24 protein-coding genes are annotated in these 26,276 nt (G+C 65.8%); 3 read left to right on the top strand and 21 right to left on the bottom strand.

The features are described from left to right. Both gatA and gatC read right to left on the bottom strand, forming a co-directional pair. Positions 1–1,512 carry an Asp-tRNA(Asn)/Glu-tRNA(Gln) amidotransferase subunit GatA gene (gene gatA / locus M2390_RS04845; protein ID WP_259177418.1) on the bottom strand — a complete coding sequence of 504 codons (1,512 nt, stop codon included), beginning with the start codon at positions 1,510–1,512 and terminating at the stop codon, positions 1–3. After that, positions 1,512–1,811, bottom strand: a complete 300-nt coding sequence (gene gatC, locus M2390_RS04840) for an Asp-tRNA(Asn)/Glu-tRNA(Gln) amidotransferase subunit GatC (protein WP_121649015.1) — start codon at positions 1,809–1,811, stop codon at positions 1,512–1,514. The genes gatA and gatC overlap by 1 nt, the downstream gene beginning before the upstream one ends. Before the next feature lie 163 nt (positions 1,812–1,974). Here gatC and M2390_RS04835 point away from each other — a divergent pair, with 163 nt between their 5' ends. Further along, positions 1,975–3,687 carry a long-chain-fatty-acid--CoA ligase gene (locus M2390_RS04835; protein WP_396822555.1) on the top strand — a complete coding sequence of 571 codons (1,713 nt, stop codon included), beginning with the start codon at positions 1,975–1,977 and terminating at the stop codon, positions 3,685–3,687. 117 nt (positions 3,688–3,804) lie between these two features. Here M2390_RS04835 and M2390_RS04830 read toward each other — a convergent pair whose 3' ends face one another. Continuing rightward, positions 3,805–5,631 carry a fibronectin type III domain-containing protein gene (locus M2390_RS04830; protein WP_259177412.1) on the bottom strand — a complete coding sequence of 609 codons (1,827 nt, stop codon included), beginning with the start codon at positions 5,629–5,631 and terminating at the stop codon, positions 3,805–3,807. Between the two features lie 90 nt (positions 5,632–5,721). After that, complete coding sequence (gene ligA, locus M2390_RS04825; protein WP_396822687.1) at positions 5,722–7,986, bottom strand: NAD-dependent DNA ligase LigA; 2,265 nt, start codon at positions 7,984–7,986, stop codon at positions 5,722–5,724. 374 nt (positions 7,987–8,360) lie between these two features. On the opposite strand from ligA, the gene M2390_RS04820 reads away from it, so the two are divergent. Then, complete coding sequence (locus tag M2390_RS04820; RefSeq protein WP_043321503.1) at positions 8,361–9,752, top strand: sugar porter family MFS transporter; 1,392 nt, start codon at positions 8,361–8,363, stop codon at positions 9,750–9,752. Between the two features lie 62 nt (positions 9,753–9,814). On the opposite strand, the gene mnmA is transcribed toward M2390_RS04820, so the two are convergent. The 4 genes from mnmA to M2390_RS04800 all read right to left on the bottom strand — a co-directional run bounded on the left by mnmA (position 9,815) and on the right by M2390_RS04800 (position 15,096). Then, positions 9,815–10,939 carry a tRNA 2-thiouridine(34) synthase MnmA gene (gene mnmA / locus M2390_RS04815; RefSeq protein ID WP_259177411.1) on the bottom strand — a complete coding sequence of 375 codons (1,125 nt, stop codon included), beginning with the start codon at positions 10,937–10,939 and terminating at the stop codon, positions 9,815–9,817. 117 nt (positions 10,940–11,056) lie between these two features. Continuing rightward, entirely contained in the window at positions 11,057–12,265 is a 1,209-nt protein-coding gene (locus M2390_RS04810; protein ID WP_259177407.1) for a cysteine desulfurase family protein, read from the bottom strand. A 12-nt stretch (positions 12,266–12,277) separates the two neighbouring features. After that, on the bottom strand, positions 12,278–13,249 hold the full coding sequence (locus M2390_RS04805; protein WP_259177406.1) for a tetratricopeptide repeat protein: 972 nt from the start codon (positions 13,247–13,249) through the stop codon (positions 12,278–12,280). Next, a complete protein-coding gene (locus M2390_RS04800; RefSeq protein ID WP_259177404.1) occupies positions 13,246–15,096 on the bottom strand; it encodes a hypothetical protein in 1,851 nt (616 codons plus the stop codon). The genes M2390_RS04805 and M2390_RS04800 overlap by 4 nt, the downstream gene beginning before the upstream one ends. Before the next feature lie 226 nt (positions 15,097–15,322). Here M2390_RS04800 and M2390_RS04795 point away from each other — a divergent pair, with 226 nt between their 5' ends. Further along, positions 15,323–16,369 carry an AI-2E family transporter gene (locus tag M2390_RS04795; protein WP_121688942.1) on the top strand — a complete coding sequence of 349 codons (1,047 nt, stop codon included), beginning with the start codon at positions 15,323–15,325 and terminating at the stop codon, positions 16,367–16,369. Between the two features lie 47 nt (positions 16,370–16,416). Here the strand turns inward: M2390_RS04795 and M2390_RS04790 are convergent, their stop codons facing one another. The 13 genes from M2390_RS04790 to M2390_RS04730 all read right to left on the bottom strand — a co-directional run bounded on the left by M2390_RS04790 (position 16,417) and on the right by M2390_RS04730 (position 26,089). After that, positions 16,417–17,112, bottom strand: coding sequence for an alpha/beta hydrolase (locus M2390_RS04790; protein ID WP_259177776.1), 696 nt, complete (start codon positions 17,110–17,112; stop codon positions 16,417–16,419). A 56-nt stretch (positions 17,113–17,168) separates the two neighbouring features. Further along, positions 17,169–17,462, bottom strand: coding sequence for a hypothetical protein (locus M2390_RS04785; protein ID WP_121688943.1), 294 nt, complete (start codon positions 17,460–17,462; stop codon positions 17,169–17,171). A gap of 90 nt (positions 17,463–17,552) precedes the next feature. Then, the gene (locus M2390_RS04780; protein ID WP_259177402.1) at positions 17,553–18,302 is read right to left on the bottom strand and encodes a transglycosylase SLT domain-containing protein; all 750 of its coding nucleotides are present in this window, start codon (positions 18,300–18,302) and stop codon (positions 17,553–17,555) included. Between the two features lie 85 nt (positions 18,303–18,387). Then, a complete protein-coding gene (locus M2390_RS16140) occupies positions 18,388–18,975 on the bottom strand; it encodes a lytic transglycosylase domain-containing protein (RefSeq protein WP_310503966.1) in 588 nt (195 codons plus the stop codon). A gap of 130 nt (positions 18,976–19,105) precedes the next feature. After that, the gene (locus M2390_RS04770) at positions 19,106–19,657 is read right to left on the bottom strand and encodes a DivIVA domain-containing protein (protein ID WP_259177401.1); all 552 of its coding nucleotides are present in this window, start codon (positions 19,655–19,657) and stop codon (positions 19,106–19,108) included. A gap of 30 nt (positions 19,658–19,687) precedes the next feature. Next, entirely contained in the window at positions 19,688–20,701 is a 1,014-nt protein-coding gene (locus M2390_RS04765) for a phosphatidate cytidylyltransferase (protein WP_245601270.1), read from the bottom strand. Between the two features lie 42 nt (positions 20,702–20,743). After that, a complete protein-coding gene (frr, locus tag M2390_RS04760; protein WP_259177400.1) occupies positions 20,744–21,298 on the bottom strand; it encodes a ribosome recycling factor in 555 nt (184 codons plus the stop codon). Positions 21,299–21,376: 78 nt separating this feature from the next. Next, positions 21,377–22,090, bottom strand: coding sequence for a UMP kinase (pyrH, locus tag M2390_RS04755; protein WP_121688946.1), 714 nt, complete (start codon positions 22,088–22,090; stop codon positions 21,377–21,379). A gap of 118 nt (positions 22,091–22,208) precedes the next feature. Next, positions 22,209–23,036 carry a translation elongation factor Ts gene (gene tsf, locus M2390_RS04750; protein WP_259177397.1) on the bottom strand — a complete coding sequence of 276 codons (828 nt, stop codon included), beginning with the start codon at positions 23,034–23,036 and terminating at the stop codon, positions 22,209–22,211. A 26-nt stretch (positions 23,037–23,062) separates the two neighbouring features. Further along, positions 23,063–23,905 (bottom strand): 30S ribosomal protein S2, encoded by an 843-nt coding sequence (rpsB, locus tag M2390_RS04745; protein ID WP_259177396.1) that lies wholly within the window; start codon positions 23,903–23,905, stop codon positions 23,063–23,065. 209 nt (positions 23,906–24,114) lie between these two features. Beyond that, complete coding sequence (locus tag M2390_RS04740) at positions 24,115–24,696, bottom strand: hypothetical protein (RefSeq protein ID WP_259177395.1); 582 nt, start codon at positions 24,694–24,696, stop codon at positions 24,115–24,117. Positions 24,697–24,700: 4 nt separating this feature from the next. Next, on the bottom strand, positions 24,701–25,474 hold the full coding sequence (locus M2390_RS04735) for a hypothetical protein (RefSeq protein ID WP_259177394.1): 774 nt from the start codon (positions 25,472–25,474) through the stop codon (positions 24,701–24,703). Between the two features lie 27 nt (positions 25,475–25,501). Continuing rightward, a complete protein-coding gene (locus tag M2390_RS04730; protein ID WP_259177393.1) occupies positions 25,502–26,089 on the bottom strand; it encodes a hypothetical protein in 588 nt (195 codons plus the stop codon). Positions 26,090–26,276 lie beyond the last annotated feature (187 nt).

Below are 26,276 nucleotides of genomic sequence, written 5' to 3'. Positions count from 1 at the left end.
TTACTTTCCTCCCAGGGCGGGTGCCTGCGAAATGAGGGTGTGTCCCCAGCCGGATTCGAGGCGAGCCTCGATGGCGGCGGCGACGCGGTACAGACGGTCATCGGCGCGAACCGGGGCCATCAGCTGCAGACCGGTGGGCAGACCGTCCTCGGGTGCGAGACCCATGGGGATGCTGATTCCGGGCACACCCGCGAGGTTCGCGGGAATGGTGGTGATGTCGTTGAGGTACATCGCCAGCGGGTCGTTGACGCGCTCACCGATCTTGAAGGCGGTGGTCGGGGCCGACGGCGAGGCGATGACGTCCACCTGGTCGAACGCGGCGTTGAAGTCGCGCTGAATCAGCGTGCGGACCTTCTGCGCGCTGCCGTAGTAGGCGTCGTAGTAGCCCGAGCTCAGGGCGTAGGTACCGAGGATGATGCGGCGCTTCACCTCGGGACCGAAGCCGGCCTCACGGGTCGCGGCCATGACGTCCTCGACGGTGCCGCCACCCTGCGGATGCACGCGCAGACCGAAGCGCACGGAGTCGTAGCGGGCCAGGTTGGAGGAGGCCTCGGCGGGCAGGATCAGGTAGTACGCGGCAACGGCGTACTCGAAGTGCGGGGCGTCGATTTCGACGATCTCGGCACCGGCCCCCTGCAGCAGGGTCAGGGTCTCGGCAAAGCGCTGCTCGACACCGGCCTGGAAGCCCTCACCGGAGAACTGCTTAACCACACCGACGCGCAGGCCCTTGAGGACCTCGCCCGACTGACCCTCGCGCGCGGCGGCGGCCATCGAGACCCAGGACTCGGGGATCGAGGTGGAGTCGCGGGCATCGTGCCCACCAATGACATCGTGCAGGAGCGCGGCGTCGAGGACGGTCCGGGTAACCGGGCCGACCTGGTCCAGCGAGGACGCCAGCGCGATCGAACCGTAGCGGCTCACGCCACCGTAGGTGGGCTTGACACCGACGGTACCGGTGACGTGGGCGGGCTGGCGGATCGATCCGCCGGTGTCCGAACCCAGGGCCAGCGGCGCCTCGAAGGCTGCCACGGCCGCGGCCGAGCCACCACCGGAACCACCGGGGATGCGGGTGAGGTCCCACGGGTTGTGGGTCGGGCCGTAGGCCGAGTGCTCGGTGGAGGAACCCATCGCGAACTCGTCCATGTTGGTCTTACCGATCGCCACCAGGCCGGCGGCGCGGGCGCGCTCCACCACGGTCGCGTCGAACGGGGACATGTAGCCCTCGAGGATCTTCGATCCCGAGGTGGACGGCATGTCCGTGGTGACCAGGACGTCCTTGACCGCGAGCGGCACACCGGCCAGCTCGTGGAGCTGCTCACCGGCGGCGCGACGCTCGTCGATACCGCGGGCGGTCTCCAGCGCCGAGCCCGACACGTGCAGGAACGCGTGGACGTCGCCATCAACGGCGGCGATGCGGTCCAGGTGGGCCTGGGTGGCCTCCACAGCGGAGACCTCACCGGCTGAAAGCTTGGCGGCCAGCTCGGCCGCGGACAGGCGAATCAACTCGCTCATTACTGCTCCTCCCCGAGGATCGCGGTGACCACAAACTTGCCATCCTGCTGCTCGGGCGCATTCTGGAGCACCTGCTCCTGGGTGAGGGTCTCCCCCACCACGTCGGCGCGCAGCGCATTGGTCAGCGGGATCGGGTGGCTCGTGGCGGGCACGTCAGCGGTGGCCACCTCCGAAACCTTCGCGATGCTGTCGACGATCTGACCCAGCTCGGTGGTGAGGCTGGCGATTTCGTCCGGGCTGAGGTCGATCCGGGAGAGCGACGCGAGGTGCGTCACGAGCTCCGGGGTAATTTCCGACATGTAGCTCCATCTCAGAGGGCGGGAAGAATCTCCTCAGTCTATCGTGGGGCGCGCTCCCCTCGCCTCCCGCCACCGCAAAAGTGCGGTGACGGCGGGGTAAACCGCACGCCAACCACGCACCACGCCCCGGGTTTCCTCCGGAAACGGGACCTGCCTGCGTAGTATGGTGCCCGTGAATACCTCGTCTTTCGCATCCGAAACCCGTCCCTGGCTGGCCAGCTACGCAGAAAACGTCCCCGAGGACATTGCCGTCCCCTCGGGCAACCTGGGTGCCCTGGTCCAGGGCTCGGCCGAGAAATATCCGAGCGCCGTGGCGCTGGAGTTCTTTGGTGCCACCACCACCTACGCGCAGCTGCAGGACCAGATCGAGCGTGTGGCCGAGGGCCTGCGCCGCCTCGGTGTGCGCCGCGGCGACACGGTCGCGCTGGTGTTGCCCAACTGCCCGCAGCATATCGTGGCGTTCTACGCGGTGCTGCGCCTGGGCGCGATCGTGATCGAGCACAACCCGCTCTACACCCCGCGCGAGCTGCGTCACCAGTTTGAGGACCACCGTGCGCAGACCGCGATCGTCTGGGACAAGGTCGCCGAAACCGTGCAGGACTTCCCGGTTGACCTCGGGGTCCGCTCCCTGGTCTCGGTCAATGTGACCACCGCGATGCCGCGGGCCATGCGCGCCGCACTGCACCTGCCGATCGCCTCGGCTCGCGCCTCCCGCAAGCAGCTGACCACCCAGGTCGAGAACACCATCCGCTGGGAGAAGCTGCTCAAAAACGACCGGATTTCGGCCGAGGTTCCCGAGCCTGAAACCGCCGAGACCGCGGTCATCCAGTACACCTCGGGCACCACCGGCAGCCCCAAAGGCGCGGTACTCAGTCACGCCAACCTGCTGGCCAACGCGATGCAGGCCCAGGCCTGGACTCCCACCATCACCCGCGGCGGCTGCGTGGTCTACGCGGTCCTGCCGATGTTCCACGCCTACGGGCTCACCCTGTGTCTGACCTTCGCGATGAGCATGGGCGCGCGCCTGGTGCTGTTCCCCAAGTTTGATCCCGACCTGGTACTCAAGGTCATGAAGAAGCACCCGCCGACCTTCTTCCCCGCGGTCCCGCCGATCGCCGAGCGACTGATGCAGCGCGCCGTAGAGCGCGGCATCTCGCTCGAGGGCATCGAGATCGCGATCTCCGGGGCGATGCCCCTGCTCACCGAGCTGGTCGAGCCCTGGGAGAAGCTGAGCCGCGGCTACCTCGTCGAGGGCTTCGGCCTGAGCGAGTGCTCCCCCGTGCTGATGGCTAATCCGGTGGCCGAGAACCGCAAGGCCGGCACCGTGGGTCTGCCGATGCCCGGGACCCTACTCAAGGTGGTGGATCCCGACAACCCCACCGTCGAGCTGCCGCTGGGTGAGCCCGGCGAGCTGCTGGTCAAGGGCCCGCAGGTGTTCTCGGGCTACTACCGCAAGCCCGAGGAAACCGCCGAGGTGTTTGTGGACGGCTGGTTCCGCACCGGCGATATCGTCACCATCGACGAGGACGGCTTCACCCGCATCGTTGACCGGATCAAGGAACTCATCATCACCGGCGGCTTCAACGTGTCCCCGTCCGAGGTCGAGGCCACGATGAAAACCCACCCCGCCATCGCCGATGTCGCGGTGGTGGGTCTGCCCTCGACCCACTCGGGTGAGGACGTGGTGGCCGGCGTGATCGTTGAAGCAGGACAGAGCCTCAACGAGGAGGAGGTGCGCACCTGGCTGCGCGAACGCCTCACCCCCTATAAGGTTCCGCGCCGGATCGTGGTGCTGGATGAACTGCCCCGCTCGCTGATCGGCAAGGTGCTGCGCCGCGAGGTGCGCGCCAAGATCCAGGAGCTCGACGCCGCCTAGGTCGTCCACGCGCACAACGCCCCTCCTCACTCCCGGTTGTGGGAGGACGGAGGGGCGTTGTGCCGTGCCGGAGGAGAGCGCGGTCACCCCGATGAAGGTGGCCGGTGCCCCGCGGGGTTAGGCGTCGCGACGTCGCGTGCGGATCCAGACGCCGGCAATCAGGAGCAGCATCGCGACCCCAGCGAGCAACGGAACCCCGGCCGAACCGGTTCCGGGTAGGCCGCCGTGGCCTCCCGGGGCGATGCTCGGCGTACCCGAGGAGGACGGACCGGCCGAGGGCGGGACTGGACCCGCGGTCGCGGTGGGTGCGGGATCCGTGGGGGTCGAAGTGGGAGTCGGGCTCGGCTCGGTCGGCGTGGGCGACGGGGTTGGCTCGGTCGGAGTTGGTGTCGGCGTGGGCTCAATTACCACCTCGGGCACCGCGGCCGCGGTCGCCGGATCCCCGCTGCCCGCCTCGCTGAACGCCCGCACTCGGAACTGCGTTTCGGTTCCCGGTGTCAGGCCGGTGATCACCCGTGTGGTGGCGGTGGAACGGGCATCCTGCGGGATGGTGGCCCAGGTAGCGCCACCGTCACTCGAGCGCTCGACCACGTAGTCCAGGACGTCGGCCTGACCGTGCCCCACGGCCGAGGCGTCCCAGGTCAGGGTCACCGATTCGGGGCCGGCCACCGCCGAGAGCCCCGCGAGTGGGGAGGGCGTCCGGGCAAAGATCTGCACGAGCGAGCGGGTGTTGGACGCATTCGTGTTCTGTTGGGTTGTGGCATACACAAATCCCCGCGCATCCACCGCCATACCGCGGACGGTCCCGGTGCGCCCCTCATCGTGCACACCCCCGCCGACCGATCCAATCGAGGTGATGTTGGCACCGGTGGAATCGCGCCGAGCGATGCCTCCAGAGCCCAGGACACTCAGGACGTCGCCGTTCGCCTGGTCCACCTGCAGGCTCATCACCGAGCTAAACGGCCCGGCATTCACGGCCCCGGCGGCACCAAACGAGGTGTCCACGCTCCACTCCCAGCCATTGGGGTTTTCCGGGGTCGCGGGCAGTCCCGCCGCCTTATTCACCCGGAGCTTATGAATTTTGCCCTGACGTCCACCCGCATAAATGTCGCCCACGTAGATGCCGCCGCCGGTGCGATCGATCGCAATCGACTGTGGGCTGTTGAGACGACCGGGGGCGGTGAGCGGCTTATCGGCGGTGGCCGCGCCGAGGTAGCGTCCGCGCAGGTTCCCCGAGGAGTCGAAGACCACGACGGCCGCATATCCCTCGGCGGTCACATAGATGTCTCCCTCGGCATCCACCGCGATCCCCACGGGCCAGGTCATCCGAGCCGGATCCGAGGAGACCCCGGGGGCGCCCCAGCGGGCCAGCTCAACGCCGGCGGGTGAGTACTTCTTGATGAACGGGGACGAGTTGGAGGTCACCACATACACGTTTCCGTCGGCATCGGTCGCCACACCCCGGTGACCGCGCACCTCGGGGTCCCCGGCCAGAATCAGATCCGACCGCACCAGGTTTTGTGGGTTGGGTTCGGTCTGATGGGTGCTCACCGTCCACTCACCGTTGGTGGTGTAGGCGATGCCGTCATGTCCCGGCTTGCCGGTCAGCGTAAACCCCTGCAGGCTGTGCCCGGCATCCTGCGAGCCGACCTCACGCGGGGCAAGCCCCGAGTCCGCCACATAGATCTTGTCCCCGGCTATCGAAATGCCGTAGGGAAAGTAGAAGTCGAAGGCCGCGGGTGTACTCCGAGGATTATTCACCCCGAACTGGCCGATATAGCCGTATCCCCCGCTGCCGATGGTGCGTCCGGGATACTCGGTGGAGTGGACCGCCGCGGCCTCCGCGGGGATGGAATCGGGGACCACGATCACGGCCGCAACCGCGAGGGTGGTCGCGGCGATCAGCGCACCATGACGAACGTTGGGACTCCGCAATACGGTCATACATACTTTTTATTGGATTTCCGACTCAATGCGAATGCCCAGTGGAAATTGGAGTCCGGTACTTTCACCCCAGTTCGGGGCGATCGGTCGTTAGTCGGTCAAAAAACCCGGTCCCTCAACCACCAGCCGCGCGAACTGCGCCGCATCCAGCACCGGCACACCCAGCGCCTCGGCCTTGGCCAGCTTTGAACCGGCACCGGGCCCGGCGGCCACATAGTCGGTCTTCTTGGACACACTCGAGGCGGATTTTCCGCCCGCGGAAATGATCGCCTCGGCGGCACCCTCCCGGGTGAAGCCCTCCAGCGACCCGGTTGCCACAATCGTCAGTCCGGTCAACACACCGTCGGCCGCGGCCGAGGCACCGGGTCCGGGGTGGCCCGGGGTGGACCACTGCACGCCGGCCGCGCTCCAGGCGGTCAGAATCTCCTCGTGCCAGTCGATCGGGAACCACTCCAGCAGCGAGTCGGCGATGGTGGGGCCCACACCCTCAACCTCGGCCAGTTCCTCCCGGGTGGCCGAGCGGATCGCATCCAGCGAGCCAAAGTAATCGGCCAGGGCCCGCGCGGCAACCGGTCCCACGTGACGAATGTTCAGCGATACCAGCAGACGCCACAGCGGCTTGGTCTTGGCGATCTCCAGGTTGCGCAGCAGCTCCTCGGCGTTCTTGGAGGGCACCCAGTCGGCGTCCCCGAAGAACTCGCCCTCGGGGTCAAACTCGGGATCGCGCTTGCTGCGCTTTCGACGGAACGGGTTAAGCCGCTTGGGCTCGCCGGTCTTTTCATCGATGCGCGGCTCGCCGGTTTCGCCGTCACGCACCTCGACCACGATCGGGAAGATGTCTTCCAGGCGCAACGCAAACAGCCCCGCCTCGGTCACCAGCGGCGGAACCTCGGGGAACACCGGCTGGGTCAGTGCGGCCGCGGCCACCTCACCGAGCGCCTCGATATCGAGGCCCCCACGCGAACCGATGTGCTCGACCCGGCCGCGCACCTGGGCGGGGCAGGAGCGGGCGTTGGGGCAGCGGAGGTCGATATCACCCTCCTTCATGGCCCGCAGCTCGGTCCCACACTCGGGGCACCCGACGGGCATGACAAACTCGCGTTCGGAACCATCTCGCAGGTCCACAACCGGCCCCAGCACCTCGGGGATCACATCTCCGGCCTTGCGCAGCACAACCATGTCACCGATCAGGACACCCTTGGCCTTGACCACGTCGCGGTTGTGCAGCGTGGCCTGGGCAACCTCGCTGCCGGCCACACGCACCTTTTCCATTACCGCGTACGGGGTTGCCCGACCGGTCCGCCCCACGCTCACCACGATATCGAGCAGTCGGGTGTGCACCTCCTCGGGCGGATACTTATAGGCAGTCGCCCAGCGCGGCGCACGGCTGGTGGCACCCATTTCGGCGTGCAGGGCCAACTCGTCCACCTTGACCACGATGCCGTCAATCTCGTGGGTAAAGGACCCGCGGTGGGCTCCGACAAATTCGATCCGCTCGGCCACCTCATCGATCGAGGTGTACACCTGCGAATTTGGCGAGGTGGGCAGTCCCCATCCGGCCAGCAGATCGTAGACCTCGGACTGCGCCGAAACCGGCGGGTTTTCCCAGGCACCGATGCCGTGCACATACATCGCCAGCTTGCTCAGTCGCAGCTTCATCGCCGCAAGCTGGGCGGAGGTCTTCCGGTCCGGCTTTTGCCGCAGCGATCCGCTGGCCGCGTTGCGCGGGTTCGCGAAGACCTTCTCCCCCACCTCCTGCTGGGTGCGATTGATCTCATCGAAATTCTCCACCGGGAAGAAGATCTCCCCGCGCACCTCAACCAGCGTGGGCAGGTTATCGCCGTGCAGACGGTCCGGGATGCCGGGAATCAGCGCGACGTTCTCGGTCACGTCCTCCCCCACCACGCCGTCGCCACGGGTGGCGGCGCTCACCAGGACCCCGTCCCGGTAGCGCAGGTTGATGGCCAGACCGTCGATCTTGAGCTCGGTCAGGAACCTCACCTCACGACCGGCCAGGGCACGCGCCTTCTCGGCCCACTCCCGCAGCTCGTCCAGGCTAAACACGTTGTCGAGGCTCAGCATGCGCTCGGCATGGGTGACCTCGGAGAAGAGCGTGTTCTTTGCCGCGCCGACCGTCAGGGTGGGGCTGTCCTGGGACTGTAATTCGGGGAAGAGTCGTTCGAGCTCGGCCAGGCGATGCTGGAGCGCATCGTATTCCGCGTCGGTGACCGGGGCGGCATCGCCCCCATAGTAGGCATCACGCAGGGAGAGGATGCGCTCGGTCAGCTCGGCCACCTCGGCTGCCGCGGCCTGGCGCTCCGGCTCGGCGGCCTCGGGCACAGCGGCTTCCGGCACAGCGGGATCCGCCGGCACCGCTGCGGGCGCGGACAAAGCGGACTGGGGAGCGTCGGAACCTGCGTTGTTAGTCACAGATCCATTGTACGAAGGGACCCCCGACAACGGCTATCCGCCCCGCCAACACACATTTGTCGTATATTGACCGTGAATTTTGGATACATAACGGTCTCGGTTTCCGTGTTTTGCACAAACGTGCTTATGGTGTGAGACGTACTAATTCGATCTACGGCTGCTCCGGGGGCAACCGTAGGCCGAGCCCGGACGCCACGAGTGACCGGACGCGGGTAAGTTCCCCGAACGAGAAAAGAGAATTCGTGTCCGAATCTAGGGGGCCGCACTCTACTGCGGAACAGAAAAAGCTACATCGGCGCGTGGTGGGGGTTGCCGCGGCCGCAGCAGTCGGAGGATTTCTTTTCGGCTTCGACTCCTCCGTTGTTAACGGTGCCGTCGATGCGATGCAGAAGCACTTCGCACTCTCCGACGCACTGATCGGCTTCGCGGTTGCCTCCGCGCTGCTGGGCTGTGCGATCGGTGCCTATTTTGCCGGTCGGATCGCGGATAGCCGCGGCCGAATCTTCACCATGCTGCTGGGCTCCGCCCTCTTCCTGGTCTCCTCCTTCGGTGCGGCCTTCGCGTTTGCACCCTGGGACCTGATCATCTGGCGCGTCGTGGGAGGCCTGGGAATCGGTATCGCCTCGGTGGTCGCTCCGGCGTATATCGCCGAGGTTGCTCCCAAGTATGAGCGTGGCCGTCTGGCCTCGCTGCAGCAGCTGGCGATCACCCTGGGTATCTTTGCCGCACTGCTCTCCGACGCCTCCTTCGCCGGTGCCGCGGGATCGGCCGAATCGGAGTTCTGGTTTGGTATCGAGGCCTGGCGCTGGATGTTCCTCGCCTGTGCCGTCCCGGCCGTTGTCTACGGCATCCTGGCCCTGCGCCTGCCCGAGTCTCCGCGCTACCTGCTGATGCACGGTCGCGAGCCCGAGGCCCGCAAGATCTTCGCCACCATGTGGAAGGCCGAGGACATTGAGGCCGCCGTGGGCGAGGCCAACCGCGCCATCGAGGAGGATAAGACAACCAAGAAGGCCTCGCTGTTTGAGGGCCGTCGCCTGCTGCCGATCGTCTGGATCGGTATCATCCTGTCGGTGTTCCAGCAGTTCGTGGGCATCAACGTGATCTTCTATTACTCCACCACCCTGTGGAAGGCCGTCGGGTTCGACGAGAGCAACTCGCTGCTGATCGGTGTGATCACCTCGGTGATCAACGTGGTCGCAACCCTGGTGGCGATCGCCCTGGTGGACCGAATCGGCCGTCGTCCGATCCTGCTGACCGGTTCGCTCGGCATGGGTGTCTCCCTGGCCGCGATGGCGATCTCCTTCGCCAACGCCACCGTGGTCAACGGCGAACCGCACCTGCCCGGTGCCTGGGGAACCGTCGCGCTGATCGCCGCCAACCTGTTTGTGGTCTGCTTCGCGGCCAGCTGGGGCCCGCTGGTCTGGGTGCTGCTGGGCGAGATCTTCCCCGGTCGTATCCGCGGTAAGGCGCTCGGTGTGGCCGCGATGGCCCAGTGGATCGCCAACTTCCTGATCACCGTGAGCTTCCCGGTTATGGCCGCGGCCTCGCTCCCGCTGACCTACGGCATGTACGCGCTGTTTGCGTTCGCCTCGCTGGTGTTTGTCTGGTTCAAGATTCCCGAAACCAATGGACTGAGCCTCGAGCAGGCGGAGACCCTCTTCACTCGCAAGAACGTGGCGAAGAAGGACTAACGCTCCCACACAAAAGGCGGCGACCGGAATTCCGGTCGCCGCCTTTTTGGGTTTTTCGGGATTTAGCCCAGCGCACCCGCGGGCACGGCCGACACGGTGCGATCGATCGTGCACTGACCGAGCACCCGGGTGCCCACGTAGATCACCGCGGTCTGACCGGGGGCGACGCCATCCAGCGGGGTCTCGGGGATAATGTGCAGCTCGGTGCCGTCCTCGGTCTCCGCCACGCGGGCAACCGCCGGCACCGGATCGGCGTGGGCGCGAATCTGCACCTCACAGTCGAAGGTCTCGGTGGGGTTTTCGGGGGCAAGCCCCGCCCAGGTGTAGCGGGATCCGGCGATCTCGGCGGTGGCCAAGGCCTCCTTCGGACCGACGATCACCTCGTTGGTCTTCGGGCGCACCTCGAGCACGAACCGCGGGCGGCCATCCGGCGCCGGGGTACCCAGGTGCAGGCCGCGACGCTGGCCCACGGTGTAGGCGTGGGCACCCTCGTGGCTGCCCACGACGTTGCCGGCGCGGTCGACGATCTCGCCGGTCTGGGTGCCCACGCGGTCGGCCAGCCAGCCGCGGGTGTCACCGTCGGGGATGAAGCAGATGTCGTGGCTGTCGGGCTTATTAGCCACGCTCAGTCCGCGCTCCTCGGCCTCGGCACGAACCAGCGCCTTGGTCGGGGTGTCGGCCAGCGGGAAGTAGCAGTGCTTGAGCTGCTCGGCGGTCAGCACACCCAGCACATAGGACTGGTCCTTGGCCCAGGCACTGGCCCGGTGCAGCTCGATGTTGCCCTCGGCATCGGTGACGATGCCCGCGTAGTGGCCCGTACACACGGCATCGAAGCCGAGGTCCAGGGCCTTTTCCAGCAGCGCGGCGAACTTGATCTTCTCGTTGCAGCGCATGCACGGGTTCGGGGTACGGCCGGCCGAGTACTCGGCGATGAAGTCGTCCACCACGTCGAGTTTGAAGCGTTCGGAGAAGTCCCACACGTAGTAGGGAATGCCGATGATGTTTGCCGCACGCTGGGCATCCATCGAATCCTCGATGGTGCAGCAGCCTCGGCTGCCCGTGCGGAGGGTACCGGGCATCCGGCTGAGCGCCAGGTGCACCCCCACGACCTCATGCCCGGCTTCAACCGCCCGGGCCGCGGCGACGGCGGAGTCCACTCCACCGCTCATTGCTGCAAGAACCTTCATCCCACAAGTCTACGCGCCGAAGGGAAATCCCCACATTCGAGCAAGAAACCCATCCCGCGGCGGCGCGGCGGGATCGCTCAAACCCGCCGTGCACGCCTGTTCGTCCGGGCTGCGTCGTTAGACGGATCGGCTGGAGAGCCCCGCGCGTGCGGCCGACGCATAGGCGGCCGGAAGCGCGGCGATGCACGCGTCCACCTCGGCCTCGGTGCTGGTGTGCCCGAGGGTGAAACGCAGCACGCTGCGTGCCGCGTCCTCATCTCGGCCCATCGCCAGCAGCACGTGGGAGGGCTCGGGAATGCCCGCCTGGCAGGCAGACCCGGTGGACACCGCGAGGCCCGCCATGTCCAGCAGGAAGAGCAGCGAGTCGCCCTGCGCGCCGGGGAAGGCCACGTGCACGTTGTTATCCAGGCGCTCCTCCCCGGCGAGACCGGACAGGGTGGCGGCGGGATTGGCTGCGAGGATCCCGGAAATCAGCCGGTCCCGAAGCGTGATCAGTCTGGCGTGTTCCTCGGCACGGGTCGCCTCGGAGACCGTCGCGGCCGCCGCGAAAGCCACGGCCGCGGGCACATCCTGGGTACCCGAACGCACCTGGCGCTGCTGGCCACCCCCGTGCAGCAGCGGTTCGATCGCCGCGCTCCGGGCCAGCACCAGCGCACCGATGCCGATCGGACCGCCGATCTTATGTGCCGAGACGCTGATCGCAACCGGTCCGGCATTTCCACCGGATCCGGATTCGGTGCGAAGCGCATGGAGGTCAATGTCGGCGTGCCCATAGGCCGCAACCGCATCCAGGTGCAGCGGCACCCCGGCCTCGGCGGCAAGCCGGGACAGCTCGGCCACCGGCTGGATCGTCCCGACCTCGTTGTTCGCCCAGATCGCGGTGGCACACGCCACCGCGTCACCGTACTCGGCCAGGGCCGCGGCAAACGCGTCGGTGCGGATCCGACCGGTCGCATCCAGGGGAATCGCCACGATTGTGGCGCGCTCATGGGTCGCCAACCACTCGGCCGTGTCGATGGTCGCGTGGTGTTCCCCGTCGGGCACCAGGATCACCGGGCGAGCCGCGCCGGTATTGCGCTGCCAGTACAGACCCTTGAGCGCCAGGTTGATCGACTCGGTTCCACCGGAGGTGAATACCACCTCGATCGGATCGGCCCCCACGGTGCGCGCGACGCGCTCCCGCGCCTCTTCCAAAACCGCGCGGGCTGCCTGCCCGGGGCCATGAATCGAGGCGGGATTACCCACCCGCGCATGCGCGGCCACCAGCGCCTCCAGCGCCTCGGGGCGCATCGGGGTGGTGGCCGCGTGATCGAGATAAATCGACATCGAACCCGGAGCTTAGAAGAGCAGGTCGGAGAGTGCGCGACGTGCGGTGCGCACACGCGGGTCCTCGGCCCCCACCACGTCGAAGTATTCCACCAGGCGCTCGCGCAGGCGTCCACGGTCCTCGGCGGAGGCCGCCGGGAACAGCTCAAGCAGACGCGCGAAGGCATCCTCGATGTGGCCACCGGAGAGGTCCAGGTCGGCAACCGCGAGCTGCGCGGTCACATCGGTGGGGCCCTCGGCCGCGGCGCGGCGGATCTCGTCCAGGGTGCCGTGGCTCAGGCGCTCCAGCAGGCGCACCTGCGACAGGCCGGCACGGGAAAGCTCATCGCGCGGGTTCAGTTCGAGTGCCTCCGAGTATGCCACGATCGCCGCGGGGAAGTCGCCCGCCTCGATCGCATCAAAGGCTGTCTGCTGCTGCGGGGTCAGCGGTTCGGGCTCGGGCTCGATGGCTTCGCCGCTAGCCTGGGCGATACCGGTGACGCCGTTCTGGCCGGCCAGTTCGATCAGCTGGGCAAAAACCGCCTGGATCTGCGCATCGGGCTGGTCGCCCTCAAACATCGGGACCGGACGGCCGCCGATCAGACCGGCCACGGTGGGCACGGCCTGCGCCTGGAAGGCGCCCACCAGCTGCGGGTTGGCGTCGCCATCCACGGTCGCCAGGACCAGACGTCCACCAAAGGCCTCCACCAGCGTGCCCAGACGGACGCGCATCGCGTCACTCTCGGGGCTGCGCGGGGACCAAATCAGCAGGGCGACGGGTACCTTGGCCGACAGTTCGGCCACAACGCTCACGGTCGCGTCGGTCGCGGTCAGAACCAGGCTGGCCACCTGGACCACCTCGGTGCCCGCGGGAACCGAGGCCGAAGCCTGCTCGCCGGGCACACCAAACGCGCTCTGGCTGGGGGCGGCCGGGGCCGGACGGCCCAGGCTGGACAGGTCTGCGGCTCCGCGCAGTCCTGCGGGGATGGACTCGTTTACGGTCACTGTACTTCCTCGGCTTTAATCAGGGCCTGGCTGAAGCCCAGAAGGGTGATCTTCTGGTTGCTATCCTTCGCCGGCACATAAAACAGTAGCTGCTCTTCGTAGGTGGTCTGCAGCGGTTTGGTGGTTTCCGCGGCCCCCAGCAGGGCCGCCACGGCCTCACCACTGGGCTTCACCTTGGCGTCGGCGCTGGTGGGCGACACCTTCACAATATCGTGCAGACTCACCGAGACGATCGCACCGGAGTCATTGGTAGCCAGCGCCAGCGGCTTACCGGTTCCGGGTTCGGTGCGGAATTCCGCGGTTGCGGCCTTATCGGCCAGGCTCGCGGTCACATCGTCACGGAACTTCTTAATCTGGGTACGCAGCGAGTCGCCATCGGCGGCAAACTTGCCATAGCTTTCGCTCTGCTCGCCGTTGGTGAGGATGTCACCGTAGGCGGCGGCCAGCTGATCCGGAGCCATGGCCAGGAATGCGGAGTCCGCCGGCACCGAGGCGGCACCCACGGTGACCGAGGCCACATCGGGAATCGTGACCTTGGGCTCAAGGCGGGTTGCATAGTGCACCACGTAGTTGGCGCGCGGGCTGTCCTGGACAAGCATCAGCGCGGTCGGAGCCAGGGTGGGGTCATCCTTATCGGCGACCACGGTCAGCAGCGTGCGCGGCCAGCCGTCGGTGGCCTGGGGCAGGGTCAGCCGCAGCGGAGATCCGGGGACCGGGGTCAGCGGAGCCAACTCGGCATTAACTCCCTGAATCTTGTAGCCGATTTCGCGCTCGGTCAGCGCCGGACCGGCAAAACGGGTCTTGGCAAGGTCGAGGTTCTTCGCCTGATCGGCCTCATGGGTGGTCACCGAAATGCGCTGAATGATGCGCTTAGCCTGGGGCTCGGTGACAACCGGGTTGGGCAGCGCATCGGCGTCGGAGGTGGCGCTCGGGCTGGCCGAGGGGTCCGTCGGGTTCAGCGGGGCGACCGAGGCCGCGGTGCCCTCGGGGCTCTGGGTTGCGCCGCCGGGCCAGTAGGCGGCCGAACAGCCGGAGAGGGCCAGCACGGTGGCCAGTCCCAGCGGAACCACGACCAGGCTCCGCTTCCCAAAGCGCGGACCGGTGGCCCCACCCTCGGGACGATACTTGCGTGCGCGCGGCAGCTTCACCTTGGATCCCTCCTCGGGCAGCGGTGCCAGGCTCTTTCGACGCGGTCCACGCGACTTACGCATGTGACGCACACCCAGCAGGTACAGGATGATGCCCAGCAGCAGGAAGGCCAGGCCGGCCACGATCAGCGGACCCGCCCAGGGGGTGCTGTTATCCAGGGGCCAGCTGACGGTGATGTTCTTGGGGGCCGGCTTGGTACCGTCCGAGGCGATGATGACCGAAACGTCTTCGGGAACCGAGATCGGGGCGATCACCGCGGTGTCCTCGGAGGTCTCCCACAGCCACATGTCCGATCCGGCGGGGTTATCCCAGGTTGCCGGGCTCACGCCCTCGGGCGCGGTGCTGGCCGGAATGGTGGAGCTCACCTCGGGGGTCTTGACCCGATCCACGAGCTGCGTGCCGTCCTTGTTCAGGGCGAGCTGGTTGTACTTGGACTGGCCGAGCCACGCCTCGACGTTGCTCGTGCGACCGTAGGCCACAAAGACCTTCTCGCCGTCATCGCCGGTCACCGACACCGACTGGGTACCCTCGTGTGAGGTCAGCACGGATCCACCAATCACGGTGTAGGGCTCGGAGGAGGAAACCTTGGTTTCCAGCTCCACCTTATCCGGGCCCAGGAACACGGTTCGCTGGGCGATCCCGAGCACAATCAGGACGGCGGCAAGCACGAGTGAGGCAATGGCCAAAACAAAACGCACGGATTTTCTCCTTCTGTGTCACCGCAAATCGGGCTACCAGGTCATCATCTTTTCGGTACGCGGTCACACACACAGACTCTTCAGGATAACCGACTTGGCACACGGGTGCCCAGATTGATCCGGAAATTCTCAGCGTCCAGCGTTGGCTCGCCGCCATTTTGGCAGCCTCGGGTCCCCCGTTCGGGCTAAGCTCGGGGCAGTAATGATGGCTGAAGGGAGCCACTCGGTGCAGATCAAAAACGCGTTCCGCCTTGGCCTGGTGGGAACGCTCGGGGTGGGGCTGGGAATTCTCATCCTGATGTCGGTGGTTTCCCTCCAAACCATCCTCGTCTACGTGGGCGCGGCCCTCTTCCTGGCTCTCGGCCTGGACCCGATCGTGGGCTGGCTGGAAAAGAAACGTTTCCCCCGCTGGACCGCCGTACTCACGGTGGTGCTCGCCGCGCTGGGCGTCCTGGCCGGACTGGCCGGCATGGTGGTCCCGATCGTGGTGGAGCAGATCAGCCGGTTGATCGCGATGGCACCCGACATTCAGCGCCAGCTCACCAACACCGACATCGTGGACTATCTGGAAACCCAGTTCCCGGCGCTGAACATTCCGCAGCTGCTGGATCAGGTGTCCAATTTCCTGCTCGCAAATATTTCGAATATCGGTAGCCAGGCCATTCAGATCGCCTTCGGGTTTGGAACGTTCCTGTTTGGTGCGCTCGTGGTGACGATCCTGACCATCTACTTCACCGCCTCGATGCCGGCGATGAAGCGTGGCATGTACCTGCTGGTGCCCGCGAGCAAGCGGGTGCGCTTTGCCGAACTGTCCGAGCAGATTACCGACTCGGTGGGACGCTATGTGATCGGTCAGATCGCGACAGCCTCCTGTAACGGCATCCTCTCCTTTATCTTCCTATCGATCATCGGGGCCCCCTTCCCCCAGGTGCTGGCCTCGATCGCGTTCTTCTTCTCCCTGATCCCGCTGGTGGGTACGCTGAGCGCCGCGGTGGTCATCTCGCTGATCTGCCTGATCCCCGGGTTGGGATCCCCCGGAATCGCCCTGGCCGCGGCCATCTACTACCTCATCTACATGCAGATCGAGGCGTATGTCATTTCCCCGCGCATCATGAGCCGCGCGGTGGCGGTGCCCGGTGCCGTGGTCGTGATTGCCGCGCTGAGTGGCGGGGCCCTGCTGGGGCTGCTGGGCGCCTTGATCGCCATTCCCACCGCGGCCGCGATCCAGATGATCGTCAAACAGGTCCTGATACCCAGGCAGAACCGGAAATAAGAGGGAGCGGGGCCGAAATTTCGGCCCCGCTCCCTTCTTATTTGTCGCTACTCGGCTTCGTCCCACTCGGTGGGCAGCGGAAGCGCGTCGGGGTTGGTCACCCGGACGATCTCATCCAGCACGATCTTGACGTACTTCTCCCCCACCCAGAGGTGCTTTGCGCCCTCGATTGGCAACACCCGCATCTCCGGCACCGAGGCGAAGCTCTCGGCGGCCTCGGGCGGCTGGAGGTAGTCATCGTGCTCGGGGATGAGCGCGGTCAGTTCACGGGGGTCGCCGTGCCACGCGGCCACCTCGGCGGCGCTTGCCCGGTGCAGCGGCGGACTCAGCAGGATGGCGCCACGAATCGCATGCTCTCGTCCATATTTGAGGGCAAGCTCGGTCCCAAACGACCAGCCCACAAGCCACGGGTTGGGCAGGTTGCGCTCGGCCACAAACGCCATCGCCGCGGCGACGTCCAGGCGTTCACCCAGCCCCTCCTCAAAGTGACCATCACTGGTACCGCGCGGGGAGGAGGTACCGCGGGTGTTGAAGCGCAGCACGGCCAGATCCGCAAGCGCCGGCAAGCGTGCAGCGGCCTTCCGCAGGATATGGGAGTCCATGAACCCCTGGGCGGTGGGCAGCGGATGCAGGGTCACCAGGGTGGCCACCGGCGGATGCTCGGCGGGCAGCGCAAGCTCCCCCACCAGATCCAATCCGTCCTCGGTGTGCAGGGTGATGTCCTCACGGATGGCGGGCAGCATGACACCCGCACGCACCTCAACTAACGACACGCAGATTCTCGCTTTCCCTGGCTCGCCTAGGCGATCAGCCAGCAGTGGTTGTGCCAGTGACGACGAGCCTCCAGGCCCGCACGCTCGCCCATCACGCCATCGGTGCGCCACACCACCACGTGGGCGGTGCCGATCTCGATGGACAGATTACAACCCGGGCAGACATAGGGCTTCACCGCGCTGCGCGGGGACACCGGCTGCACCGCATACTCGATGCCGCGGCGCGTCTCGGAGCGTTTGAGGCCGGCAACCAGGTGCTGCAGGCCGTCATGGTCATGAGCGGGAGGTTTACGTCCCCGCGGCCGATTACTCCGAGGCATACAGACCATTCTATGAGGCCAGCACCGGGAAGGGGAAACGACGAGGGGCCAAACGCACGTGGCGTTTGGCCCCTCATCATCGCCGAACGATTAGTACCAGTTCAGCGCCTGGGAGTGTGCCCAGGCACCACACGGCGAGCCGTAGCGGCCGGTGATGTAGCCCAGTCCCCAGTTGATCTGGGTAGCCGGGTTGGTGGCCCAGTCGGCACCAGCCGACGCCATCTTGCTGCCGGGCAGAGCCTGCGGGATGCCGTAGGCACCGCTGGGGTTGGCCGCGTTGTAGCGCCAGCCGGACTCCTTGTTCCAGAGCGCGACGAGGCAGGCGTACTGATCCTGACCCCATCCGCGACCCATCACGATATCGAAGGCGATCGCCTGAGCGGAGCCCGCGTTCGGCGGACCGGCGGGCGGCGCCGAAGCGTTACCCGCGGGGGCGTTGCTTCCGGTCGTCTTGGTGGTCTTCGTGGTGCCGGTCTTTCCCGAGGTATCCGCGGTGTCGTCCGCGGGGGGCGGAGTCACGGGCGGAGCCTTGGGGATCAGTGCGACGTCAAAGCCGTCACGAGAGAAGTCGTTTGAGTACTCCCCGGATGCCTCCAGCGCCTGGGTCGCGGACGTCAGAACGTCTGCGGAGACCGGCGCAAAGGGCGAAGTACGGTAGGGGGACGCAACGGCTCCACCGGAGGGATCAATCACGGTCGTCAGCACAAAGCCTGCGGATGCCGCAAAGGCGATGCAACCAAGAAAGACCCGACCCCGGGAGAAGGGACGTACGGGCACCGGGCGCCGATTACGAATGCGGCGCGCGGGTGCGGCGGGTGCGGGAGCTAGATGTTTTGTCACGATTTGATAAAGCATACGCGGCGATTCGTGATCTGGCCAGCAGCGACCCCCCGTTTGGGGCAAAAAGATTGGTTCAGGTGTCTGGCTAGTACCAGTTCACGGCCTGCGAATGCGACCACGCACCGCAGGGCGAACCATAGCGGCCCGAGATATAGCCCAGGCCCCACTTAATCTGAGTCGCGGGGTTTGACTCCCAGTCCGCGCCGGCCGAGGCCATCTTGCGCCCCGGCAGCGCCTGCGGGATGCCATAGGCTCCGCTGGAGCGGTTAGCGGCGTTGACCCGCCAGTTGGATTCCTTCTGCCAGAGCTTCTCCAGGCAGAGGTACTGCTCATCTTCCCAACCACGCTCACGCACCATCGAAAGCGCAACCGAGCGTGCGCCACCCGGATCGGCAACTACGGCTCGACCAGGAGTTTTGTCTGCATTAGCGCCGGTCTTATCATCGACCGGATCGGGCTCGGGGGCCCGCTCAATCATCGCGATCTCATAGCCGTGACGAGAGAAGGAGTTGTCGTAGTCGGCGGTACTGACCAGGGTTTGACCCGGATCCACCGTGCGCGCCTCGCCGACGGTGGCGAGCTGATAATAGGGCGATGCGGTCGCTCCCGAATAGGGGTCGATAATGCTCACCATCAGGAAGCCGGACACCGCGGCAAAGGAGACCCCCGCCACCGCCCGCCGTCCCCTGGGACGCGCATTCCGCGACGGTCGATTGGGAACGCGCTGCTGCGCCTGAGAATTAGCTCGGTGTTTGCCCACGATTTCCCTAGCCTAGCCCAACGATGTCAAAAGCGCCACGTACTTAGCGCACCGAGAGCATGACGTTGATGACCTCGTCCAGCACCAGATCCACCTGCTCCTCGGAGTATCCCCCACGCTCAGCCCCGAAGGTCACCGTACGCACGCGATCCACCGAGAGCGGGGTCCCCTCCTGGAAATAACCACGCAGTTCGATGGCGAATGTGTCCACATCCTCCACCGAGTACCCCTGGGTAAAGCGGCCCACGCGACGGAAACGCTCGCGACTGGGGCGGGCCAGACGGTTGAGGAGAACCTGTGCGGTCTCGCGCACCTGGCTCAGCCAGGCATCCTGTCCGGACTGGGCCAGCGCAATCTCACGCTCGCGCGAGGCAAACGCGTCCTCCAGGCGCTCCAGGGCCGCATCCACATGTCCGGTCGAGTACCCCTTCTTTACCAACTTGAAGGAGGTCTCACGGATCTGGGCGCTGGTCAGCGCATCCTTATCACCGGGTGCGGCATCGTAAGCGGTACGGGCGCGCTCGAGGAAACCGTCAACATCCGCGGGACGATACCCGCGCACACCGCGCTTGTTCTCGGGAAAAGTCGTAGGCACGAGGGACCTCCTGGGGTGAGTAGGCAGAGCCTAGTGAACCGCGCTAGAGAGCGGACTAAAGATCATAAACAGGGCAAAGGCAAGCGGGGCGGAGGGCAACATCGAGTCGATGCGGTCCAGGAATCCGCCATGACCCGGCAGCCAGGACGACATGTCCTTGATCCCGATGTCGCGCTTGATCAGGGACTCGCCCAGGTCGCCGAAGGTGGCCGAAACGGTGAGCAGTGCTCCCAGAATCATTCCCACCCAGAAGGGCACCTCGAGCATGAAAATGGCCAGCAGGATTCCGGCAATCTGCGCGGCAATCGCCGCGCCGGCCAGACCCTCCCAGGTCTTCTTCGGGCTAATCTTCGGGGCCATGGGGTGCTTGCCGAAGCTCAAACCGCTCGCATACGCACCCACATCCACACTGACCACCACGATGAGGAAGGCCAGGGTCCACCATTCGCCGTGCTCCTGCCGGGTGAGCAGCACCGCGAAGGAGGCCATCAGCGGGACGTAGACCTGAACCAGGAAGACCACCAAAACATCCCGCAGGATCTCCGGGGCCGTACGTTCATCGGCCTCGATCATCTGGGCGATCAATCGCCACACCACCACGACGGCGATTCCACCGAGCAGGGTGCTCCAGATCAGAACCGGGTCGGCAATGTAGGAGGCCACCACCATGGCGGCACCGGCCAAAACATTGGGGATCGGGTCTACCTTGCGCGGCGTCAGGCGCAACGCGTTGACCAGCTCCAGCGTGGTGAACACCACAAAGGCCAGCGCCAGGATCGCAAACAGATCCTTGATCACGATCAGGCTCACCAGCAGCACGCCGCCAAGACCCAGACCGATCAGGATCGCCAGCACCAGGTTGCGACCGGTGCGGGCGGCGATGCGCTCGTTGACCTGGTCAACCTGCGCGCGCGTCTCCTGAACCTTGCGTTCGATATCGGCGCGGGTAGCCTTCAACTGAGCGTGCAGCACCTCACGAGAGGAGTGCGACTCCCCCGTGGTGCCGGGCTCGGGATCGCCCGGGGCACCCGTGACCTTAGCCACGAGCGCCTCCGAGCGAATCGATGATCGAGATGATGACCAAGATCAGATCTCGAGCAGCTCGGCTTCTTTACGCTTCAGGGCCTCGTCGATCGCATCGGTGTGCGACTTGGTGAGAACCTCAAGCTCCTTCTCGCCACGGGTCACGTCGTCCTCGCCGACCTCGCTCTTGAGGGCGTCGAGCTCTTCCTTGGCCTTACGACGGATGTTGCGCACGGCAACCTTGGCGTCCTCGCCCTTGGTACGAACCAGCTTGACGAACTCCTTGCGACGCTCCTCGGTGAGCTCGGGCAGGGTCACGCGGATGACGGATCCGTCGTTCGAGGGGTTAGCACCCAGGTTCGGGATGTCGCGGATCGCGTTCTCGATGTCGCGCAGTGCACCCTTGTCATACGGGCTCACCAGGATGGTGCGAGCCTCGATGTTCTGCAGTCCGGCCAGCTGCGAGAGCGGGGTCGGGGTGCCGTAGTAGCTCACGATTACCTTCTGGAACATCTGAGGGTTAGCGCGACCGGTACGCACACCGGCAAAATCTTCCTTGGCAACTTCGACGGCCTTGGCCATACGCTCGCCGGTGTCGGTCAGTACTTCCGCAATCACGGGGACTCCTTCAACTTTCTTAGGGGCTCGGTTCATTCTACCGGGAACGGCGTGATACCCGAGCAGGTTGGGGTGGAACTAGTTGCGAACGAGGGTTCCGATTTCGGCACCCAGAATGGCCTTGGTGACGTTTCCTGCGGGTTCCATCCCAAACACGCGCATCGGCATGCCGTTGTCCATGCACAGGCTGAACGAGGTCGAGTCCACAACCTTGAGGCCACGCTGCAGCGCCTCCTGGTAGGTGATCTCCTCGATCCGGGTCGCGGTGGAGTCGATACGCGGGTCGGCGGTGTAGACACCATCCACACCGTTCTTGGCCACCAGGACCACGTCGGCCTCGATTTCCAGGGCGCGCTGGGCGGCCACGGTGTCGGTGGAGAAGTAGGGCAGACCGGCGCCGGCACCGAAGATGACCACGCGGCCCTTTTCCATGTGACGCTCGGCGCGGCGCGGGATGTACTGCTCGGCAACCTGGGTCATCTCGATGGCGGACTGCACACGCGTGGTGGCACCGGCCTGCTCGAGGAAGTCCTGCAGGGCGAGGGCGTTCATGACGGTGCCCAGCATGCCCATGTAGTCGGCGCGGCCGCGGTCCATGCCGCGGGTGGAGAGCTCGGCTCCGCGGAAGAAGTTTCCGCCGCCAACCACGATGGCGATCTCCACGGTCTTGGCCGCTTCGGCGATCTCCTTGGCGATGGCGCTCACCACGTCGGGGTTCACACCGAGGGATCCGCCACCGAAGGCCTCACCCGAGAGTTTCAGAAGGACGCGTCGTTTTTCGCTCGAGGCCATGGTGTATTTCCCTTTCGGTGTTTCGTTTGTAATGTCCAGGCTAGTGCTTCGCCCCTGGCTGGCGACAGCGAAAAGGAGTCCGGATCGCAAATGCAATCCGGACTCCTATCGGGTGAGACTAGGCGCCGACCTTGAACCGGAGGAATCCGGTAACGGTCAGGCCTGCGTCCTCGAGCACCTTGGCAACGTTGATCTTGTTGTCCTTGGCGTAGTCCTGCTCGAGCAGGGCAACCTGCTTGAAGTAGGAGGTCAGACGACCCTCGATGATCTTCGGCAGGGCTGCCTCGGGCTTGCCCTCGCTGCGGCTGATCTCGGTCACAATCTCGCGCTCCTTCTCGACGGCGTCCGCGGGGACGTCCTCACGAGTCAGAACCGACGGGTTTGCGAAGGAGATGTGCTGCGCGATCGAGCGAGCGGTCTCGGCGTCCGAACCGGTGTAGGCCACAACCACGCCCAGCTGGGGCGGCAGGTCCTTGTTGGTGCGGTGCAGGTAAACCTCGAACGCGTCACCCTTCAGGGCACCGACGCGACGCAGTTCAACCTTCTCGCCGATGATGGCGGCCTCATCGCTGATGAGGTCGGCAACGGTCTTCTCGCCGGCCGGAGCGGCCAGGGCGGACTCAACCGAGTCGGCACCGGCAGCGGCAACCGCGGCCAGTACGTCATCGGCAAGCTTGCCGAAGCGCTCGTTCTTGGCAACGAAGTCGGTCTCGCAAGCGAGCTCGAGCAGGTAGGTGACGCCGTCCTTCTCAGTGGTGGCAACAAGGCCCTCGCTGGTGGAGCGGTCGGCACGCTTCGCGTTACCCTTTGCACCCTTCAGACGCAGGATCTCGGTGGCCTTCTCGACGTCTCCGCCGGCCTCCTCAAGCGCCTTCTTGGTGTCGACCATACCGGTGCCCAGGGCCTCGCGGAGGGCCTTCAGGTCTGCGATGCTGAAATTAGCCATGGTATTAACCCCTCGTGGTTCGGTTGTTACTTGGACTCTGCGTCGGCTGCTTCGACAGCAACCTCGGTGACCTCAGCAGCAGCCTCGGCCGGAGCCTCGGTTGCCTCGGCACCGGCGAGGAGCTCCTGCTCCCACTCGGCCAGCGGCTCTGCGGCGGTCTCGCCCTCGGCGGGCTTCTGGTGACGCTGGATCAGACCCTCGGCAGCGGCGTCGGCGATCACGCGGGTCAGCAGGCTGACGGAGCGGATGGCGTCGTCGTTACCCGGGATCGGGTAGGAAACCTCGTCCGGGTCACAGTTGGTGTCGAGGATACCGATAACCGGGATACCCAGCTTCTTGGCCTCGTCGATTGCCAGGTGCTCCTTCTTGGTGTCAACAACCCACAGCGCAGACGGAGTCTTGGTGAGGTTGCGGATACCACCGAGCGACTTGTGGAGCTTGTCCAGCTCGCGCTTCTTGATGAGGAGTTCCTTCTTGGTGAAGCCCGACTTCGAGGTGTCCTCGAAGTCCAGCTCCTCGAGCTCCTTCATGCGAGCGAGGCGCTTCGACACGGTGTTGAAGTTGGTCAGCAGACCACCCAGCCAGCGCTGGTTCACGTAGGGCTGGCCCACGCGGGTTGCCTGCTCGGCGATGGACTCCTGAGCCTGCTTCTTGGTACCCACGAAGAGGATGGTGCCACCGTGAGCGACGGTCTCCTTGACGAAGTCGTAAGCCTTGTCGATGTAACCCAGCGACTGCTGCAGGTCGATGATGTAGATACCCGAACGCTCGGTGAAAATGAAGCGCTTCATCTTCGGGTTCCAACGGCGGGTCTGGTGCCCGAAGTGCACGCCGCTGTCGAGCAGCTGGCGGATAGTAACGACGGCCATGGTCGTACTCCTTATATAGTTTCTCGGTTGATCCGAACACCGACGGCGTTCGGCCTGGTGCCCGGCACAGCCCCGCAGACCCTTCTTTCAAAGGGTGACCGATGGGGGTTGTGCATGATCCGAGCACGCGTAGTCGCCCTCATACGAAGGCGCTCTTGTTATCTTAGCAGGATCCGCGTGTGCGCCGAACTCCCGCGCGTCGCGCGCGGCTAGCTGTGGACGCTCAGATCCTCCGCGAGGTCGAAGGTGACCCCCATATCCCCCTCGGCGGTGGTCAGGGTGAGGCTGTGCAGATCACGTCCGCCCGAGCTCCAGGTAACCCGGGCAATGATCGTGGCGGCCCGGAGCATGGCGTCGCGGCGTTCGATGGTGCCCCGGATTCCGGGACGCGTGTCCAGGGTCACCACAAAGTGGCCCGTCTCCCACTCCTCCACCGCACGCACACACCCCTCCTCTCCGCACAGTTTGCCGTCGAAATCGAGCAGATTGCCGGTGATCTTGGTGATCCGTTCGGCGGTAGTGTCCTGCGGGGTGACCCCGGTGATCAGGCGTCGGAAGGGATCGGTCCCATCGGCACCACCCGCGTCCCGATCATCGTCGGTGCCGCCCGAGCCCCGGTCGCCGTCGGTGCCGCCCGCGGCGGGTGAGTCGCGCGGCGCGCTCACGCCACCCGGCCGGGCCCGGGCGTCCGTGAGCGCCCCCGCCACCACGGTTACCCCACCCGCGAGCAGCACCACAAACACCACAAGGAGGAGGGAGAGCAGGGTTCGATGACGTGCGATCCAGGCCAACGAACTAACCGGCCGTCGAATCGGACGTGGCGGTGGCGCTCTGTTCCCCGTCCGCGGTGGCGAAGGTCAGCGAGGTAATGTCGGCCGTTCCCGTGGCGAGCAGCGAACTCATCGCGACCCTGTTCATGCTCTTCAACAGGGTCGAAATGGTGCTCACACCCGAGTCGTTCATCTGGTTAGAGAGGGTTACCGCAAACACGCCGGGGCTGGTTTCGGTCACATCCTGAACACAGCTCTCCCCGCCACACAGCGTCGAGACCGAGCTCAGCACGGTTTCACTCACCTTGGTCACCTTGGTGAGGGTGTCATCCTCGGGGGCAACCCCCTTCAGGAACATCGAGTAGGGCGAGTCACGATAGGGAGAGTCTCCGGCGGCCGAGTCCTCGCCGGTGCCCGCATCGTCATCCTCGCCGTCATCAAATCCGTTGTCCTCGTCCTCGTCCTCGTCCTGCAGGGTTCCCGCCGCCCGATCCCGAAACACCTGAATCTGATCCGCGATGTGCTGGTTCACCGCCTCACGCTGAGAGCGGGCTCCAATGACGTTGCCGACGAGCAGGCTGACCCCGCCAACCAGCAGGATCACGCACGCCGATGCGATGATCAGGATCAGGTTGCGATGCCGAGCAAACCACCCCGGTCCCTGCGCCGTGGCGGGCACCGTCGGCCCCGGCGGAACGGGTGGGTAGCCCCCACCATAGGGCGGCATGGGCGGGGTCGGCTGCGCCGGCGGAGCAAACGGCGGATCGAACTGAGGCTGAGTGGGATCATTACTGGTCATGACTGTGTGCTTTCGGTGTGGGGTGGGCTACGGGATCGACGTCACATCAAGCGGCGTGCGTGAGCTGCAGCGAATGCGCCCGTCGTATGACACCAGCTCGACGGCACCCACCGGGTGATCCCGCACGGCCATCAGATACAAAACGGTCCCGGCGAGTGTGCGGCACTCGGCCTCGTTCAACTGTCCGGCATCCAGGGTCAGTTCCGCCGAAACCAGCGCCCCACGCTCGTAGTAGTAGTCGATAATGTCGCCCGATACGCCGGTCTGACGCAGCGCACGGCGCAGGACCGCCTCGCCGACCTCATCATCGGAGCGGTTGACGCTGTACAACTGGGATTCCCGCTTGCCATCAAATTCGGCCACCACGCGTTCAACCCGGGCCGCATCCGCACGCTGTGCGCCGGCAACCCCCAGCGCCTGACCACCCCACACACCACCCACGGCCGCCAGGATCAGCGCGAGCCCGGCCGAGGCCAGGATGATGATCAGCGAGCGTCGACCGGGCTTGGCCGGCGGACGGGTGGGCTCACCGGGCCCGGAACCAAATGCGAGCTGCGCACTCGCCGGGTTCACGGGCTGGGCGGGTGGTTCGGCGGGCGAATACGGATGGCTCATGCGTGGGTTCCTTAGGGTCTGTGGCCACACGCAGACCGGGCGCTCCCCCGCTCACTCACCGCATGGCACGGCGCATCGCGACTCTAACCGCGCACGCGCACGGCACCATCCCCACTGGCCGCTATCGACCGAAACCCTGTCGCCCCGACCGGATCACCCCCATCGCTCCCGACTTAGCGCCAGCCCA

Origin of the sequence: Mycetocola sp. BIGb0189 (genome assembly GCF_024810155.1) — a bacterium.
Classification (GTDB): domain Bacteria; phylum Actinomycetota; class Actinomycetes; order Actinomycetales; family Microbacteriaceae; genus Mycetocola; species Mycetocola lacteus.
The sequence above is the reverse complement of the archived record's forward strand: the minus strand, read 5'-3'. Positions and strand labels throughout refer to the sequence as shown.

What these genes read in the sequence shown, in the direction of transcription:
- M2390_RS04785 (WP_121688943.1), bottom strand. Translation starts at nt 17,462, where the DNA reads ATGCCTCGGAGTAATCGGCCGCGGGGACGTAAACCTCCCGCTCATGAC.
- M2390_RS04830 (WP_259177412.1), bottom strand. Translation starts at nt 5,631, where the DNA reads ATGACCGTATTGCGGAGTCCCAACGTTCGTCATGGTGCGCTGATCGCC.
- gatC (WP_121649015.1), bottom strand. Translation starts at nt 1,811, where the DNA reads ATGTCGGAAATTACCCCGGAGCTCGTGACGCACCTCGCGTCGCTCTCC.
- M2390_RS04835 (WP_396822555.1), top strand. Translation starts at nt 1,975, where the DNA reads ATGGTGCCCGTGAATACCTCGTCTTTCGCATCCGAAACCCGTCCCTGG.
- M2390_RS04735 (WP_259177394.1), bottom strand. Translation starts at nt 25,474, where the DNA reads ATGACCAGTAATGATCCCACTCAGCCTCAGTTCGATCCGCCGTTTGCT.
- M2390_RS04790 (WP_259177776.1), bottom strand. Translation starts at nt 17,112, where the DNA reads ATGCTGCCCGCCATCCGTGAGGACATCACCCTGCACACCGAGGACGGA.
- M2390_RS04810 (WP_259177407.1), bottom strand. Translation starts at nt 12,265, where the DNA reads ATGTCGATTTATCTCGATCACGCGGCCACCACCCCGATGCGCCCCGAG.
- pyrH (WP_121688946.1), bottom strand. Translation starts at nt 22,090, where the DNA reads ATGGCCTCGAGCGAAAAACGACGCGTCCTTCTGAAACTCTCGGGTGAG.
- M2390_RS04730 (WP_259177393.1), bottom strand. Translation starts at nt 26,089, where the DNA reads ATGAGCCATCCGTATTCGCCCGCCGAACCACCCGCCCAGCCCGTGAAC.
- tsf (WP_259177397.1), bottom strand. Translation starts at nt 23,036, where the DNA reads ATGGCTAATTTCAGCATCGCAGACCTGAAGGCCCTCCGCGAGGCCCTG.
- gatA (WP_259177418.1), bottom strand. Translation starts at nt 1,512, where the DNA reads ATGAGCGAGTTGATTCGCCTGTCCGCGGCCGAGCTGGCCGCCAAGCTT.
- rpsB (WP_259177396.1), bottom strand. Translation starts at nt 23,905, where the DNA reads ATGGCCGTCGTTACTATCCGCCAGCTGCTCGACAGCGGCGTGCACTTC.
- mnmA (WP_259177411.1), bottom strand. Translation starts at nt 10,939, where the DNA reads ATGAAGGTTCTTGCAGCAATGAGCGGTGGAGTGGACTCCGCCGTCGCC.